Raw genomic sequence first — 12,515 nt, forward strand, 5'->3', positions numbered from 1 at the left:
CTTACTTTCTCTGGTCGCCGCGAACTTGTTTGGCGATCCGGTCGAGGACGGCGTTGACGAGCTTCGGCTCTTCGTCCTGGAAGAAGGCCTTGGCGATCTCGACATATTCGGTCACGATCACCGGAACCGGCACGTCCTTTCGCTCCAGTATCTCGAAGGTGCCGGCGCGCAGGATTGCGCGAACGGTGGAATCGAGCCGGGAAAGCGCCCAATCGTCCTGAAGCGCCGAGCCGATCAACGGATCGAGCTTGCGCTGGTCGCGCACGACGCCCGCAACGATCGAGCGAAACCAGGACGCGTCTGCCCTGAGATAGGTGTCACCGTCCAGTTCCTTGCCGAGGCGATGTTCCTCGTATTCGGCGACGATCTCCAGGACGCCGGTCCCGCCGACATCCATCTGATAAAGCGCCTGAACGGCTGCAAGGCGCGCGGCGCCACGCTGGTTGACCTGTTTCAGCGGCTGATCCGAAGGGGTGTTCGTCACTTCTCTGCGCCCAATCTTTGCTTCAGTTCAATCATGGTCAGGGCGGCGCGCGCGGCGAATCCGCCCTTGTCGCCTTCCGTACGGCGGGCCCGTGCCCAGGCCTGATCGTCGTTTTCGACCGTCAGAATGCCGTTGCCGAGTGCCAGGCTCTCGCTGACGGCGAGATCCATCAGCGCGCGCGCGGACTCGTTGGCGACGATGTCGAAATGGTAGGTTTCGCCGCGGATCACCATGCCGAGCGCAACGAAGCCGTCATATTCCGCCCCGCCTTCGTCGGCGCCGTCGAGCGCCATGGCGATCGCCGCGGGAATTTCCAGCGCTCCCGGAACCGTCACAATATCATAAGTGGCGCCGGCCGCATCCAGCGCATGTTTCGCTCCATCGAGGAGCGCGTCGGCCATATCGTCATAGAAACGCGCTTCCACAATCAGGATGTGGACGGGCTTGATCTTCGCCATGGATCACCTGTCTTGAAAAATTCGGACCGGACTTGGCCGGTGCAGGCGGCGGTCAAACCATGCCCGGCACGGAATGGCAAGTAAATTCCGTTAACCGAAGGGCATTTGCCGTACCGCAATCTTCGATATTGGTGGAGCCGAACAGCAAACCCGCTTGTAACGGCGCCAACTGTCTCTAATCCTTAAGCGCGCCCAGACCGATTCCGCGAGGTCGAGCCGGGCATGCGACGCGACCAGGAGGACGACTGCGATGACGGACGCGCAAAAGCCCATCGTCAATCCGAAGAACCTGAAGCTCGACCACTGGCGCCGTGGCTCGTTCTTCGAATCCAGCGACGTCTCTTTCGGGTCGCTTCTCGGCCTCAAGGATATCGGCATAGGCTACGGCGAGGTTCCGCCCGGCAAATCCGGGTGTCCATTCCATAACCACCATGTCGAAGAAGAGCTGTTCATCATCCTCGAGGGGCAAGGTACCTACCGTTTCGGCAGCGAACGCCATGCGGTCGGACCAGGCGACATACTCGGAGCCCCCGCTGGCGGCCAGGAGACCGCGCATCACCTCATCAATACCGGCACCGTCCCGCTCAAATACCTGTCCATTTCCACCATCGCAGCGACCGAAATCTGCGAATATCCGGACTCCGGCAAGTTCCTTGCCCGGACCCGGCGTCCGGGCGAAAGCCAGGCGTCGTTCGACTTCATCGGCCGCGCGCCCTCGGCGGCCGACTATTGGGACGGTGAACCGGGCTTCTGAGAACTCTACTCCTTCCCCTGTCAGAACAAGCGGAGCGACAATGCACAGCGTCCCCACGATCGAGACCGAGCGGCTATTCCTGCGCCCCTACCGGCGCGACGACTTTCCTTCCTATTGCGCACTCTTCGGCGACGAGGAAGTGACCCGTTATACCGGCGGCGTGCCGTACACGCGCGAACAGTCCTGGACGCGATTCCTGCGCCAGGTCGGCATGTGGCACTACTTCGGCTTCGGCTTCTTCGCGATCCAGGACAAGCAAAGCGGCGCCTTTATCGGAGAGGCCGGCTTCCACGAAGCGCATCGCCAGATCACGCCCTCGCTGGAGGGAACGATGGAGACGGGCTGGGCGATTTCACCGAAGAACCACGGCCGCGGATTGGCGACGGAAGCCGTGACCGCCGCCCTCGCCTGGGCCGACCGTCAGTTTCCCGTGCTGAGGAAGACCTGCATCATCGAACCGGGCAACCAGGCTTCGATCAATGTCGCCCTGAAACACGGTTTCAAGGAATTCTGGCGCACGACCTATAACGGCCGGCCGATGGTCATGTTCGAAAGGCGGCCGAAGGGATCGGAAGCTTAGACCGGGAAAGAGTATGTGGGGTTTTCCGCCCGCTGAAGGAAGCTTTTCGGAGGACTGCAACCTCTCCTCTTCCTCATCCCTGTGCTCGTCACAGGGATCCAGCAGCGCCGCGTCCGCGGCGCGGGAAGCGTTCGTTCCGCCCAAGGACTTGGTCTGGCTGGATTCCTGTGACAAGCACAGGAATGAGGCGATCAAACAAGCGGCGGCGGTGGCCCATTCTCAACAGGCGTTAAAGCACTTCCAGGAAGTTTCCTACGGCGCCGCGCGGATCGCAGAAGCGGAAGATGAACAATTCTTAATTATTTTCAGCCGTTTACGCCACCGAAACGGCCACATTCCGGTCCAGTTTCATGACCGTTGGCACGGCGCGGGATCCCAGTCGGACGCGAACAAGGCGCAGTACCAACCAGTCGAAACGGTCCAGCTTTCTTCGCTGCGGGTGACATCACCCGTAAACGACCCGTGCTGGCCTGCAGGCTGCGCCTCAGAGAAGCAAAACGGCCGTGGCAGATCTACGGACCGATCGTCACCGGGGGCAGCCGCAAAACCAAAGGAGCATGACAATGAACAGCATTGCGAAAATCTCCGTCATCGCCACCCTCTCCGCCCTTACCTTCGCCGGCATCTCCCAGGCGGCGAGCGTCGAAATGAACTGGCCGGACCGGATCGACCAGACCGTGCGCACCTTCAAGGGCGACAATTTCCGCGTCGTCGATGTCGACACGTTGAGCCGTCTGAATCAGACCCGTATGCGGGTCGACGAGGCGACACCGGGGCAGCGCGCCGCATTGCGAGCCGCCGTCGAAGCCAACAGACCGCTGCTCGCTTCGCTCAGGGCACGCAATGTCGAAATCGACAACGTCGCCGCGGCGACGCAGGCGGCCGATGGCGGACTGACGATCTATCTGCGCTGATGTTTTCGGCCGGCTGCCCGACAAACTCGTCCGCCCCCATTTCGGGGCGGACTTTTTTGACGGGCGATTTCTTTCGGCCGGACGTTATTCGTCCTTGGGAGCCGGGAATTCGGCCAATCGCGCCGCGTAGCGCGCCATCGTGTCCACCTCGAAATTGACGAGATCGCCGGACTTGCGTTCGCCCCAGGTCGTCACTTCGAGCGAATGACGGATCAGCAATACGTCGAACTCGACGCCATCCACCTTGTTCACGGTGAGCGACGTTCCGTCGAGCGCCACCGAGCCCTTGGGGGCGACGAATTTCGCGAGATGTTCGGGTGCCCTGAGGCGGAAGCGCACCGCTTCCCCCTCCGCTTCGACCGCGAGGATCTCCGCCTTGCCGTCGACATGGCCGGACACGATGTGGCCACCCAGTTCGTCGCCGATCTTCAGCGAGCGCTCGAGATTGATGCGCGTCCCCTCCCGCCAGTCGGCGATCGTCGTCAGCCTCAGCGCTTCCTCCCATGCCTCGACCTCGAACCAGCGCTCGTTGCTGCCCGCTTCCGGCAGCGACGTGACGGTCAGGCAGATGCCGGCATGGGCGATGGAGGCGCCCAGATCGATGGTCTGAGGGTCGTAATTGGTGGCGACACGAAGCTTGATGCCTTCCTTGAGGGGTGAAGCTTTCTCGACCGTGCCGATATCGGTGATGATGCCTGTGAACATTCAGCTTTCTCTCTCATAATCCTCGAACAGATCGTCGCCGTAGCGCGCCGTGCGGCGAAGTGTGAAGCCCTCCGGCACCGACGTCCTCTGAAATGGGGACGGAATGCCGCCTTCGCCAATCGCCGGCGGGCAGGTGAAGAGCAGGATTCGGTCCACCAGATCCGCATCGAGAAACGAACGCGCCGCCCGGGCCCCACCCTCCACGAGCAGGGAGGAGATGCCCCGGGACGCAAGTGCGGCCAGGAGGTCGGGGATGGTATCGGCGTTCAGCAGCTCGGCTCCTGCCGCTTCGAGGCCAGCTCGCCTGGCGTCGTAATCGACCTCTCTCCGCGAGCGCAGAGAGAGGCATCTGCGCGCCGCCTGGCTGCCCCTCATCCGCCCTTCGGGCACCTTCTCCCCGTATGCGGGGAGAAGGGAATCCTGCATCACCCGCAACGACAATCAGCGGAACGTCGCGCGCCGTGCGGACCAATTTCGAGTCGAGCGGCAGATCGAGCCGGCGGTCGAGCACGATCCGGATCGGAGAGCGCTCCTCCAGTCCCGGGATCCGCACCGTGAGTTGCGGATCGTCGGCAACGGCCGTACCGATACCCACAAGAATCGCGTCCGTCTCGGCTCGCAAAATCTGCACCTGGGCGCGAGCGACGGCACCGGAAATCCTCACCTGCCCCTCGCCTCTCCGGCCGATCATGCCATCGGCGGAAACCGCAAGTTTCAGAAGTCACATGCGGACGTTTCTTCCGCTGACGCATGAGGTAGGCCTCGAGCACGCGCCCGCCCTCTTCATGGAGCGTGCCGATGTCGACGGCGATCCCCGCATCGCGCAGCATCACCACCCCGCGGCCGGCAACGCGTTCGTCGGGATCGAGGATGGAAACGACGACACGGGCGATCCCCGAAGCGATCAGCGCATCCGCGCAGGGCGGGGTCTTGCCATGATGCGAACAGGGTTCGAGAGTGACATAGGCGGTCGCTCCCCTCGCCTGTTCGCCGGCCTCCGCAAGCGCCTGTGTTTCCGCATGCGGCCGCCCGCCCGAAGCGGTCACGGCTCGGCCGACGATCGTCCCTTCGTTGACAATGATGCAGCCGACCGAGGGATTGGTGGAAGTCAGGCCGAGATTGCGTCTTGCAAGCCGCAGCGCCGCCGCCATGAAACGTTCGTCTTCACGTGTCGGCTCGCCCATACCCCGTGCTCTCCGGCCTATTCGCCCGGATCGCGGGCAATCTTGGCGCTTATCTCGGCAATCACCTTTTCGAAATCTTCCGCATGGGAGAAATCGCGATAGACAGACGCGTAGCGCACGAAGGCAACGTCGTCGAGGCTCTTCAACGCCTCGAGCACCTGAAGGCCGATTTCCTCCGAGGGAATTTCGGTTTCGCCCGAGCTTTCGAGCCGGCGGACGATGCCCGACACCGCCCGTTCGATCCGGTCGCGATCCACCGGGCGCTTGCGAAGCGCGATCTCGAAGGAGCGCAGCAGCTTATCCCGGTCGAAAGGAACCTTCCGACCGGTCTTCTTGATGATCATCAGCTCACGCAGCTGCACCCGCTCGAAGGTCGTGAAGCGGCCGCCGCAATCCGGGCAGATGCGGCGGCGGCGAATGGCGTTCCCGTCCTCTGCCGGACGGGAATCCTTCACCTGACTGTCTTCGGAACCGCAATAGGGGCAGCGCATGCAGCCGTCCGATCACATATAGCCGTACATCGGGAAGCGGTCGGTGAGCTTGATCACCTTCTCGCGCACGCCAGCCTCGACTGCGGCATTGCCCTCGTCGGAATTGGCGACCTTGAGACCGTCGAGCACCTCGACGATCAGTTCGCCGATCTCCTTGAACTCCGCCTCCTTGAAGCCGCGCGTCGTACCGGCCGGTGCACCGAGGCGCACGCCGGAGGTGACGAAGGGCTTTTCGGGGTCGAAGGGAATGCCGTTCTTGTTGCAGGTGACGTAGGCACGGCCGAGAGCAGCTTCGGCACGCTTGCCGGTCGCGTTCTTCTTGCGCAGGTCGACCAGCATCAGGTGGTTGTCGGTACCGCCCGAGACGATGTCAAGGCCGTTGGCCTTCAAGGTTTCGGCAAGGGTGCGGGCGTTCTTGACGACCTGGGCCGCATAATCCTTGAAGGAGGGCTGCAGCGCCTCGCCAAGCGCGACTGCCTTGGCGGCAATCACATGCATCAGCGGACCACCCTGGAGACCGGGGAAGACGGCGGAATTGATCTTCTTGGCGATTTCCTCGTCATTGGTAAGGATCATGCCGCCGCGGGGTCCGCGCAGGGACTTGTGCGTGGTGGTCGTCGCAACGTGGCAATGCGGGAACGGCGACGGATGCTGGCCACCGGCCACGAGACCGGCAATGTGCGCCATGTCGACCATCAGCCACGCGCCCACCTCGTCGGCGATCTCGCGGAAGCGCTTCCAGTCCCAGATGCGGGAATAGGCCGTTCCGCCGGCGATGATCAGCTTCGGCTTTTGCTCGCGCGCCTTCTTGGCGACCTCGTCCATGTCGAGAAGGTGATCGTCTTGGCGCACGCCGTAGGAAACGACGTTGAACCATTTGCCCGACATGTTCACCGGGGACCCATGCGTCAGGTGGCCGCCGGAATTGAGGTCGAGGCCCATGAAGGTGTCGCCCGGCTGCAGCAGCGCCAGGAAGACCGCCTGGTTCATCTGCGAGCCCGAATTCGGCTGAACGTTAGCGAAGTTGACGCCGAAGAGCTTCTTGGCGCGTTCGATCGCGAGTTCCTCGGCGATATCGACATACTGGCAGCCGCCGTAATAGCGCTTGCCCGGGTAACCCTCGGCATATTTGTTGGTCATGATCGAGCCCTGCGCCTCGAGCACGGCCCGTGAAACGATGTTCTCGGAGGCGATCAGCTCGATCTCATGGCGCTGGCGACCCAGCTCCTTCTCGATCGCACCGAAGATCTCCGGATCGCTGTCGGCGAGAGAGCGGGTGAAGAAAGCGTCGTTGGTCTGTGAAAGCATCGGCTCGAGGCTCCTCTGAAGGGTGGCTGTTCTTTAGCTTCCTCGCACGCGGAGAGCAATATCCGCTATGCGGATTGCGTCATTTCCGCCATCCGCCGCGCCGGGTTCGCACAGCCGTCTCCAATTGAAAAAGCCGCGCGTTCGTGGAACGCGCGGCCTGTGATGAGGAATGTGGCTTCTCTGCTTATTGCGGCAGGGCGTCTGCGTCGATGGGACCGGCAGATTGCTCGATCCCCGTCGTCGTTTGCAGCGCGAGTTCGGCCGCACCGTCGCGCTGGTAGATATCGTCGCGGAACTGGACGACACGGTCTTTTGCCGACCAGGCGGTTATATAGGTGAAGTAGACCGGGACCTCTTCGGCAAGCTTGATCGGCGTGTTGACGCCGGACTTGATCGTCGCCTCGATCTGCTGACGCGCCCAGCCGGGCGTTTCCTTGAGCAGCCAGGTGGAGAGGTCGCGCACGTTCTGGACGCGCACGCAGCCGGACGATTCGAAGCGCATCAGCTTGTTGAACAGGCCCTGCTGCGGCGTGTCGTGCATGTAGACGGCGTGCTCGTTGTGGAAGTTGATCTTCGTCGAGGACATCGCGTTGATCTTGCCGGGGTCCTGGCGGAACATCAGGTTCGGCGCCTTCTCGGCCTGCCAGTCGATGGTTTCCGGCGACACTTCGTTGCCGTTGCCGTCGAGAAGGCGGATCGCGTTGCGCTCGAGATAGGTCGGATCCTTGCGCATCAGCGGCATGATATCCTTCTGGATGATCGAGCGCGGCGCCGTCCAGTAGGGGTTGAGGATGACCTCGTAGATCTTTGAATTGAGGATCGGCGACTGGCGGTCGATTTTGCCGACGATGGCCGTATGGCGCAACGCGACGCGGCCGTTCTCCACTGCTTCGATATAGGCCGCAGGGATGTTGACCATGACGTAGCGCCGTCCGAGGTCGCCGGACATCGACTGGAGCCGTACGAGGTTTGTTTCGAGCTGGGCGAGCCGGGTCGAGGCGTCGACGTTCATGGCCTTCAGGGAATATTCGCCGATCACGCCGTCGGCCGGAAGGCCGTGGCGCGCCTGGAAGCGCTTGACCGCGCCGTCGACGTAGGAGTTGAAGGAAGAGGAAATGCCGGCAGACTGCGGCAGATCGCCGGAGATCATCAGGCGCTGACGCAACTGCTGGACGGAAGGATCGGTAACGCCGATTTCGAGCCTTTGGGTGCTCGCAGGCGTGACCATCGGCCAGCCTCCGGCGGATGCGATCTGCTGATAATCGAAGATCGCCTGCTGCAAATGTGCGATCGTTTCAGGGCCGAAGACCGGCGTGTTGGAGAGGACCGCAGTAGCCGTGCGCGAAGCCTTCGCATCGAACTGGTCGTCCCAGGAGCCGCGGCGCGGCGAATTGATGATTTCGTTCAGCGCATCCTGGGCGCCGGCGGCGCCTGCCCATGCGGCGGCACCGAAGGTTGCGGCCGAGCGCAGAAATGCGCGGCGCGAGAAAGCATCAATTCCGTTCTTTTTCGACATAGTCCCACCGTCTCAATGCGCCAGAAGCGCGCTGCCCGAGCCCTAAAGCGCATTACGCGATGCGCTTTACGTCTTTGCATTCATGCAAGTCGCGTCCCAAAACCGATCTGCGCTTCTGGGCGACATGCATTAGCACGGCTATGGTTAACAAAGGTAAACCCGCGTGCCACCCGGCCCTCAAATCGCTTCACGTTCCCGCGAACAAGAGCCGCCCCGGCAGGCGAGCCGCGCAACCGACTTCCGTCACATGGACGCAATTGCGCATCTGCCGCACCCAAGCGTCGCTGTCACAGCAATATGGCCAATTCGTGTCTCCGCGCCCGTCGGCGGGGCGTGGCGCTGCAACTCCATGGCGTGAAATGCAGCAAAGGTCGGACACGCAGGGATTGCGCCCGACCCTTGAGACTGGAGGGGTATGCCCGATTAAAGGCGATAGAGGATTTGATCGTTCCAGAAGCGGTCGAGACGCTGCAGGAGCTTATTCATCTGGGTGAACTCGTCGCTGCCGATCCCGCCGACCTTCTGGATCGAACCGATGTGGCGCTCATAAAGCTTGGCGACGGTTTCGGCGATCTCCTGCCCGTCTTCCGTGAGGCTGATGCGAACCGAACGGCGGTCGACACGCGAGCGTTGGTGGTTGATCAGGCCGAGATCGACGAGTTTCTTGACGTTGTAGGAAACGTTCGAGCCCAGATAGTAACCGCGGGAGCGAAGTTCGCCGGCGGTCAGTTCGGAGTTGCCGATGTTGAACAGGAGCAGAGCCTGGACGGCATTGACGTCGCTGCGTCCCTGACGGTCGAACTCGTCCTTGATGACGTCGAGCAGGCGGCGATGCAGGCGCTCGACGAGGTGGAGGGATTCCATGTAGAGACCACGGATGGTTTCTTCCTGCGGGTCTCTGGGCGCAACAACCTGCGGCTTCATCTTGGTGTTCATTTTCGTGCCTCACTGTTTCGTTTGGCGGTGTCTCTTTGTCTTCCCGCCTTGAGTGAGACCCTATCGAATACGTATAAAATTCTACTTAAACCGCAGCCTTAACATGAACTTACCGCCGACCGAGCCTGTCTCAGGGTGAATCAACCCTTACCTTCCGTACCTGGCGCAGCCGCTGATAGAGCAGCGCGGCGCGGAAAAGCACGAAAGTGACGGCGACGGATCCGTGGAGCACGATCAGCAACGGACGGTGGCCGAGGATGCCGGGATAGAACTTGTCCATGACGATCTCCGTCGCGGCGGCAACCACCCAGACGACCGGCCCCCAGGAGACCAGAAGCCAGAGCCCAATGGCGGCGACCGGGTAGACGACTGCAAGTGCCGTGGCGGCCGCGCGCCACTCCGGCGACAGAAGATCGAAACGGCCCGCGCCGCTATGGGAAAAGCCGATCAGCATGGCCCAATAGCTCAATGCGAACCAGAAGCAGGACGCACCGACCAGGCGCAGGAACCAGGCGAAGAGCACCTCGGTGAGCGACGGTTTCGGCACGTGAACAGAATCATGAAGCATGGCCGGCAAGATAGGCCGGGCGTCTGCGAACCACCAGCGCGAAGGACGGGAATGCGCCGCGATGTACTCGACGGGCGGAAGAAATGCCGCAGGCCAATGGCTGGCGATGCGGGTTTTCAACCCCTGAAGGCGCGTGATAAACCGCCTTCACGCACGATCAGGAAAGAGGGACGCGGCGCGATGAACGACAGGACAAATCTTGTGGACAGGATCACCGGACACCGCCGCATGCGCCGCAACCGCAAGGCGGATTGGACACGCCGGCTGGTTCGGGAGAACCGACTGACGGTGGACGACCTGATCTGGCCGATCTTCGTCGTGCCCGGCAGCGGCATCGCCGAGCCGATCGCTGCGATGCCGGGCGTCAACCGCATGAGCGTCGACAAGGCGGTCGAAGCGGCGAAGGAGGCGGCCGGCCTCGGCATCCCGGCTATCGCCACCTTCCCCAATATCGAAATGGCGCTTCGCGACGAGACCGGGTCCGACAGCCTCAACGCCGACAATCTGATCAATCAGGCGACGCGGGCGATCAAAAAGGCCGTACCCGACATCGGGATCATCACCGATGTCGCGCTCGATCCGTTCACCAGCCACGGGCACGACGGCATCCTGCGGGGCGGCGAGATCGTCAACGACGAGACGGTGGAGGCGATCGCCAGGGCGGCGGTCATTCAGGCCGACGCCGGCTCCGACATCATCGCGCCCTCCGACATGATGGACGGGCGGATCGGCGCGATCCGCGAGGCGCTCGACGCTGCCGGCCACCAGAATGTCGGGATCATGTCCTATGCGACGAAATTCGCCTCCGCCTTCTATGGCCCTTATCGAGAGGCGATCGGCACGGGCGGTCTGCTCAAGGGCGACAAGAAGACCTATTACATCGATCCGTCGAACGGCACGGAGGCGATCCGCGATGCGGCACTCGATGTGGAGGAAGGCGCGGACATGCTGATGGTGAAGCCCGGCCTGCCCTATCTCGATATCTGTTGGCGGATGAAGGAAGCCTTCGGCCTGCCCGTCTTCGCCTATCAGGTTTCCGGCGAATACGCGCAGATCAAGGCTGCCGCCGCCAATGGCTGGATCGACGGGGAGCGGGTGATGCTTGAGACGCTGCTCGCCTTCAAGCGTGCCGGTTGCGACGGTATCCTCAGCTACTTTGCCGTCGACGTGGCTCGCACTCTTGCGAAACGCTGACGCCGGCAGCAGACCGGCCAGTGCATTGTTTTACCGCATTCGCTCCCCATATCTTGGGTGGATAGCAATTTTGGGGCACGCGCATGAGCATGCATAATGAAGAACTGAGGCTTCCGAGCGAGGACTGGCGCGCCTACCAGGGCGTATTGTCACGCAGGATATTCGCCTTCATCATCGATTACCTGATCGTCGCGCTGCTGTGGATACCGGCGGCCGTCGTGGTCTTCTTCCTCGGCATACTGACGCTCGGCCTCGGCTTTCTCCTCTACCCGGTCCTCTTCGCTTTGGTGGCGATGCTCTATTTCGGACTGACCGTCGGCGGCCGCGAGCAGGCATCACCCGGTATGAGGATCATGGGCGTGGCGATCGCCCGGACGGATGGTCGGCCAATGGATTTCCTGACGGCAATCGTCCATCTGGCGATATTCTGGATCGCCAATGCGCTGTTGACGCCGCTCATCCTGCTGATCGGCCTCTTCACCGACCGTGGCCGGCTGTTGCACGACCTGCTGATCGGCACCGTGGCCGTTCGGCGCGACATGTACTGACGGGACCGTTACGCCGAACGAGTGTGTTGACGTTTTCCATTCTTCGGCCATGCTATTACGATGAGCAACCGCACGAAGAGTGATCCGCCCGCTCGATGAACACGCAGACCGCACCGTCTCCTCAGTTCTACCTGACCGCACCGGCAGCGTGTCCCTATCTGCCGAACCAGATGGAACGGAAGGTATTCACGCATATGGTGGGAGAGCGGGCGCCGGAGCTCAACGACCTCCTGACGCAGGGCGGCTTCCGCCGCTCGCAGAACATCGCTTACCGCCCCGCCTGCGAGACCTGCCGGGCGTGCATTTCCGTGCGCATACTCGCCAACGAATTCGCGCCGACGCGATCCATGCGCCGCGTGCTTGCGGCCAATGGCGACATCGTCTCCGCGGAATATCCGGCCGAGCCATCGAGCGAGCAGTACAATCTCTTCCGGCGCTATCTCGACTGTCGCCATCAGAAAGGCGGCATGTCCGACATGTCGGTGCTCGACTATGCGATGATGGTCGAGGATACCCATGTGCACACGAAGATCATCGAGTACCGGTTGCGGGTCGAAGGCGACGGCATCAACGACAAGGCGCGAGGCCCCCTGATCGCCACGGCGCTCACAGACCGGATGAGCGACGGTCTCTCCATGGTCTATTCCTTCTTCGATCCGGCTCTCTCCGAGCGTTCCCTCGGCACCTATATGATTCTGGATCATATCCGCCGGGCGAAGGAACGCGGTCTGCCGCATGTCTATCTCGGCTATTGGGTCAAGGGATCGCGTAAAATGGGGTATAAGACAAAGTTTTTGCCGCAAGAGCACCTTATGGCCCGCGGCTGGGAGCGCTATTCTGGCGAGCACGATTCCACCAAACCCGCCACGGATTGA

The 12,515-nt window shown here is 62.2% G+C and carries 14 protein-coding genes and 1 pseudogene; 6 read left to right on the top strand and 9 right to left on the bottom strand.

What is annotated here, in order from left to right; genetic code table 11:
- Position 1 precedes the first annotated feature (1 nt).
- Both nusB and ribH read right to left on the bottom strand, forming a co-directional pair.
- Complete coding sequence (gene nusB / locus N0Q91_RS11875) at positions 2-484, bottom strand: transcription antitermination factor NusB (RefSeq protein ID WP_003529296.1); 483 nt, start codon at positions 482-484, stop codon at positions 2-4.
- Positions 481-942, bottom strand: coding sequence for a 6,7-dimethyl-8-ribityllumazine synthase (gene ribH / locus N0Q91_RS11880; RefSeq protein WP_018094729.1), 462 nt, complete (start codon positions 940-942; stop codon positions 481-483). Before ribH ends, nusB begins: the two co-directional genes overlap by 4 nt.
- 250 nt (positions 943-1,192) lie before the next feature.
- Here ribH and N0Q91_RS11885 point away from each other — a divergent pair, with 250 nt between their 5' ends.
- From N0Q91_RS11885 to N0Q91_RS11895, 3 genes are all read left to right on the top strand, one after another.
- Positions 1,193-1,696 carry a cupin domain-containing protein gene (locus tag N0Q91_RS11885; RefSeq protein ID WP_100672161.1) on the top strand — a complete coding sequence of 168 codons (504 nt, stop codon included), beginning with the start codon at positions 1,193-1,195 and terminating at the stop codon, positions 1,694-1,696.
- A 40-nt stretch (positions 1,697-1,736) separates the two neighbouring features.
- Complete coding sequence (locus N0Q91_RS11890) at positions 1,737-2,276, top strand: GNAT family N-acetyltransferase (protein WP_100672160.1); 540 nt, start codon at positions 1,737-1,739, stop codon at positions 2,274-2,276.
- A gap of 563 nt (positions 2,277-2,839) precedes the next feature.
- Positions 2,840-3,190 (top strand): hypothetical protein, encoded by a 351-nt coding sequence (locus N0Q91_RS11895; protein WP_018094726.1) that lies wholly within the window; start codon positions 2,840-2,842, stop codon positions 3,188-3,190.
- 84 nt (positions 3,191-3,274) lie between these two features.
- Here the strand turns inward: N0Q91_RS11895 and N0Q91_RS11900 are convergent, their stop codons facing one another.
- The 7 genes and pseudogenes from N0Q91_RS11900 to N0Q91_RS11930 all read right to left on the bottom strand — a co-directional run bounded on the left by N0Q91_RS11900 (position 3,275) and on the right by N0Q91_RS11930 (position 9,898).
- Positions 3,275-3,895 carry a riboflavin synthase gene (locus N0Q91_RS11900; protein WP_275596482.1) on the bottom strand — a complete coding sequence of 207 codons (621 nt, stop codon included), beginning with the start codon at positions 3,893-3,895 and terminating at the stop codon, positions 3,275-3,277.
- Positions 3,896-5,079 (bottom strand): annotated as a pseudogene (ribD, locus tag N0Q91_RS11905) (bifunctional diaminohydroxyphosphoribosylaminopyrimidine deaminase/5-amino-6-(5-phosphoribosylamino)uracil reductase RibD).
- A 17-nt stretch (positions 5,080-5,096) separates the two neighbouring features.
- Positions 5,097-5,570: a transcriptional regulator NrdR gene (gene nrdR, locus N0Q91_RS11910; RefSeq protein ID WP_003529310.1), complete on the bottom strand. Its 474-nt coding sequence runs from the start codon at positions 5,568-5,570 to the stop codon at positions 5,097-5,099.
- Between the two features lie 12 nt (positions 5,571-5,582).
- Positions 5,583-6,878, bottom strand: a complete 1,296-nt coding sequence (glyA, locus tag N0Q91_RS11915) for a serine hydroxymethyltransferase (RefSeq protein WP_018094723.1) — start codon at positions 6,876-6,878, stop codon at positions 5,583-5,585.
- A gap of 184 nt (positions 6,879-7,062) precedes the next feature.
- Positions 7,063-8,394 (bottom strand): L,D-transpeptidase family protein, encoded by a 1,332-nt coding sequence (locus tag N0Q91_RS11920; protein WP_275596483.1) that lies wholly within the window; start codon positions 8,392-8,394, stop codon positions 7,063-7,065.
- Positions 8,395-8,817: 423 nt separating this feature from the next.
- On the bottom strand, positions 8,818-9,330 hold the full coding sequence (gene ldtR / locus N0Q91_RS11925) for a transcriptional regulator LdtR (RefSeq protein ID WP_018094721.1): 513 nt from the start codon (positions 9,328-9,330) through the stop codon (positions 8,818-8,820).
- 130 nt (positions 9,331-9,460) lie between these two features.
- Positions 9,461-9,898, bottom strand: coding sequence for a DUF6163 family protein (locus tag N0Q91_RS11930; RefSeq protein ID WP_100672273.1), 438 nt, complete (start codon positions 9,896-9,898; stop codon positions 9,461-9,463).
- Positions 9,899-10,078: 180 nt separating this feature from the next.
- On the opposite strand from N0Q91_RS11930, the gene hemB reads away from it, so the two are divergent.
- The 3 genes from hemB to N0Q91_RS11945 all read left to right on the top strand — a co-directional run bounded on the left by hemB (position 10,079) and on the right by N0Q91_RS11945 (position 12,515).
- Complete coding sequence (gene hemB, locus N0Q91_RS11935) at positions 10,079-11,092, top strand: porphobilinogen synthase (protein ID WP_275596484.1); 1,014 nt, start codon at positions 10,079-10,081, stop codon at positions 11,090-11,092.
- Between the two features lie 83 nt (positions 11,093-11,175).
- Positions 11,176-11,640 carry an RDD family protein gene (locus N0Q91_RS11940; protein ID WP_003529322.1) on the top strand — a complete coding sequence of 155 codons (465 nt, stop codon included), beginning with the start codon at positions 11,176-11,178 and terminating at the stop codon, positions 11,638-11,640.
- 95 nt (positions 11,641-11,735) lie between these two features.
- On the top strand, positions 11,736-12,515 hold the full coding sequence (locus tag N0Q91_RS11945) for an arginyltransferase (protein WP_100672152.1): 780 nt from the start codon (positions 11,736-11,738) through the stop codon (positions 12,513-12,515).

This window comes from Sinorhizobium prairiense (genome assembly GCF_029201645.2).
GTDB classification, from domain to species: domain Bacteria; phylum Pseudomonadota; class Alphaproteobacteria; order Rhizobiales; family Rhizobiaceae; genus Sinorhizobium; species Sinorhizobium meliloti_A.

What these genes read in the sequence shown, in the direction of transcription:
- ribH (WP_018094729.1), bottom strand. Translation starts at nt 942, where the DNA reads ATGGCGAAGATCAAGCCCGTCCACATCCTGATTGTGGAAGCGCGTTTC.
- N0Q91_RS11885 (WP_100672161.1), top strand. Translation starts at nt 1,193, where the DNA reads ATGACGGACGCGCAAAAGCCCATCGTCAATCCGAAGAACCTGAAGCTC.
- N0Q91_RS11890 (WP_100672160.1), top strand. Translation starts at nt 1,737, where the DNA reads ATGCACAGCGTCCCCACGATCGAGACCGAGCGGCTATTCCTGCGCCCC.
- N0Q91_RS11895 (WP_018094726.1), top strand. Translation starts at nt 2,840, where the DNA reads ATGAACAGCATTGCGAAAATCTCCGTCATCGCCACCCTCTCCGCCCTT.
- N0Q91_RS11900 (WP_275596482.1), bottom strand. Translation starts at nt 3,895, where the DNA reads ATGTTCACAGGCATCATCACCGATATCGGCACGGTCGAGAAAGCTTCA.
- nrdR (WP_003529310.1), bottom strand. Translation starts at nt 5,570, where the DNA reads ATGCGCTGCCCCTATTGCGGTTCCGAAGACAGTCAGGTGAAGGATTCC.
- glyA (WP_018094723.1), bottom strand. Translation starts at nt 6,878, where the DNA reads ATGCTTTCACAGACCAACGACGCTTTCTTCACCCGCTCTCTCGCCGAC.
- N0Q91_RS11920 (WP_275596483.1), bottom strand. Translation starts at nt 8,394, where the DNA reads ATGTCGAAAAAGAACGGAATTGATGCTTTCTCGCGCCGCGCATTTCTG.
- ldtR (WP_018094721.1), bottom strand. Translation starts at nt 9,330, where the DNA reads ATGAACACCAAGATGAAGCCGCAGGTTGTTGCGCCCAGAGACCCGCAG.
- N0Q91_RS11930 (WP_100672273.1), bottom strand. Translation starts at nt 9,898, where the DNA reads ATGCTTCATGATTCTGTTCACGTGCCGAAACCGTCGCTCACCGAGGTG.
- hemB (WP_275596484.1), top strand. Translation starts at nt 10,079, where the DNA reads ATGAACGACAGGACAAATCTTGTGGACAGGATCACCGGACACCGCCGC.
- N0Q91_RS11940 (WP_003529322.1), top strand. Translation starts at nt 11,176, where the DNA reads ATGAGCATGCATAATGAAGAACTGAGGCTTCCGAGCGAGGACTGGCGC.
- N0Q91_RS11945 (WP_100672152.1), top strand. Translation starts at nt 11,736, where the DNA reads ATGAACACGCAGACCGCACCGTCTCCTCAGTTCTACCTGACCGCACCG.